The sequence below is a fragment of the Dietzia sp. UBA5065 genome (assembly GCA_002415925.1).
Taxonomy (GTDB): Bacteria; Actinomycetota; Actinomycetes; order Mycobacteriales; family Mycobacteriaceae; genus Dietzia.
This window is the reverse complement of record DIAZ01000003.1, coordinates 2,843-4,705: the sequence shown is the minus strand read 5'-3', so window position 1 is coordinate 4,705 and position 1,863 is coordinate 2,843. Positions and strand designations below refer to the sequence as shown.

Annotated in this window: 4 protein-coding genes; 2 read left to right on the top strand and 2 right to left on the bottom strand. The window is 72.2% G+C overall.

From position 1 onward, the window contains the following. Both B4M60_RS00295 and B4M60_RS00290 read right to left on the bottom strand, forming a co-directional pair. The coding region (locus B4M60_RS00295) for an ArsA-related P-loop ATPase (protein WP_291079370.1) at nucleotides 1-241 on the bottom strand (241 nt) is incomplete at its 3' end. 1 nt (nucleotide 242) lies between these two features. Continuing rightward, a complete protein-coding gene (locus B4M60_RS00290) occupies nucleotides 243-1,286 on the bottom strand; it encodes an ArsA-related P-loop ATPase (RefSeq protein ID WP_291079369.1) in 1,044 nt (347 codons plus the stop codon). Nucleotides 1,287-1,352: 66 nt separating this feature from the next. On the opposite strand from B4M60_RS00290, the gene B4M60_RS00285 reads away from it, so the two are divergent. Together B4M60_RS00285 and B4M60_RS00280 are read left to right on the top strand one after the other, a co-directional pair. Further along, entirely contained in the window at nucleotides 1,353-1,523 is a 171-nt protein-coding gene (locus tag B4M60_RS00285; RefSeq protein WP_291079368.1) for a DUF4177 domain-containing protein, read from the top strand. After that, on the top strand, nucleotides 1,523-1,863 hold a 341-nt coding region (locus B4M60_RS00280; RefSeq protein ID WP_291079367.1), incomplete at its 3' end, for a RidA family protein. The genes B4M60_RS00285 and B4M60_RS00280, both read left to right, overlap by 1 nt.

The window sequence follows — 1,863 nt, the reverse complement described above, 5'->3', positions numbered from 1 at the left end:
CGTGCTCCGGGCCGAGCTCCACCCGGGACGGTTCGTTGGAGAGGTCGTCGATCCCCAGGGCCTGCGCCAGGCGCCGGGCGGGGTCGATCGTGAGGACCACGGTGTCGCGGCCGAGTTCGGCGGCGCGCAGCGCCACGGCGGCGGCGGTCGTGGTCTTGCCCACTCCTCCGGCGCCGGTGGTGACCACCACCCGGGTCGCGGGGTCGGTGAGCATGGCGGTGATGTCGAGGCGACGGGTCATGTCAGCTCACTCCCTGGTCGACGAGGGCGGAGGCGAGGTCGTAGAGGTCGGCGACCTCGACCCCGTTGGGCAGGGCCGGCAGCACGAGGGTGGGGCAGCCGGAGGAGGTCAGGGTGTCGCCGGCCTTGAGCTGGCCGCGCGCGACGCGGGCGTGTTCGATGGCCTCCACGAGGAGCCCCTGCAGGCCCTCGTCGTCGAGCTCCACCCCGGCCACCTCGAGGCCGGCGAGGACCGCCGCGGCGTCGATCTCCTCCTCGGCGATCCGCTCCAGCGCGGCGTCGTCCAGGTGCCTGGTCTCGGCCCGGTTGATGATCACCTGACCGACCCGCAGGCCGTGGCTCTTGAGCTCGGCGATCGCCTCGACGGTCTCCTGGACCGGCAGCGACTCGAGCAGCGTGACCAGGTGGACCACGGTCCGCGGGGAGTGGACCAGCTCGGACACCGCGTCGGCCTGACGGCGGATCGGGCCGCCCGCGGCCAGGTCCGCCATCGCGGTGGTGACGTCGAGGAACTTGCCGATCCGCCCCGTGGGCGGCGCGTCCACCACCACGGCGTCGTACACGACCTCCTTCCGGGCGTGCTCGCGCGTGACGACCTCGTAGACCTTGCCGGTGAGGAGCACGTCCTTGAGGCCGGGGGCGATGGTCGTGGCGAACTCGATCGCGCCCACCGACTTCATGACCTTGCCCACCACGCCGAGGTGGTAGAAGGTGTCGAGGTAGTCGAGCATCGCCGCCTCGACGTCGATCGCCAGCGCGAACACCTTCCCGCCGCCGTCGACCCGGGCCACCAGTTCCTCGCGGTAGGGCAGCGGCGCGCGGTCGAAGATCCGGGCGATGCCCTGCCGCTCCTCCACCTCGACCAGCAGCACCCGCTTCCCGGTCGAGGCCAGGGCGAGCGCCAGCGCGGTCGCGACCGTGGTCTTGCCCGTGCCCCCCTTCCCGGAGACGTAGTGGAGTTCTGCTCGGGCGGACCCGTCGGCCCACCCGGTGGACAGCTCGTCGGCGATGGTCGCCCGCGTTCCCGGACTCTCAGTGGCTGGCATGCGCTCCACAGTAAACGCAGACGCCACCGCACGCGTGACGCTCTCGACTTCCCTAGAGTGGGGGGCATGAGCGAAGCCACCTCCGCAGCCCGGTTCGAATACGCCACCGTCCCGCTGCTCACCCACGCCACCAAGCAGATCCTCGACCAGTGGGGAAGTGACGGCTGGGAGCTGGTGTCGGTGCTGCCCGGCCCGACCGGCGAGCAGCACGTCGCCTACCTCAAGCGGCAGCTCTGATGCCCGACTCGGAGTCCGCGGGCTACTGGAGCCGCAAGCTCGAGCAGCTGGGCATCGCGCTGCCGACGGTCGTGCCGCCGGTGGCCAACTACGTCCCCGCCGTGCGGACCGGGGCGTACGTCTACACCTCCGGTCAGCTGCCGATGGTCGACGGCGCCCTCGCCGCCACCGGGAAGGTCGGTGCCGAGGTGGACCCGGGGCAGGCGGCCGGGCTCGCCAGGACCTGCGCGCTCAACGCCCTCGCGGCGGTCGACGCGCTCGTGGGCGTCGACGCGGTGGTGCGGATCGTCAAGGTCGTGGGCTTTGTCGCCTCCGCCCCCGGCTTCAACGCCCAACCCGC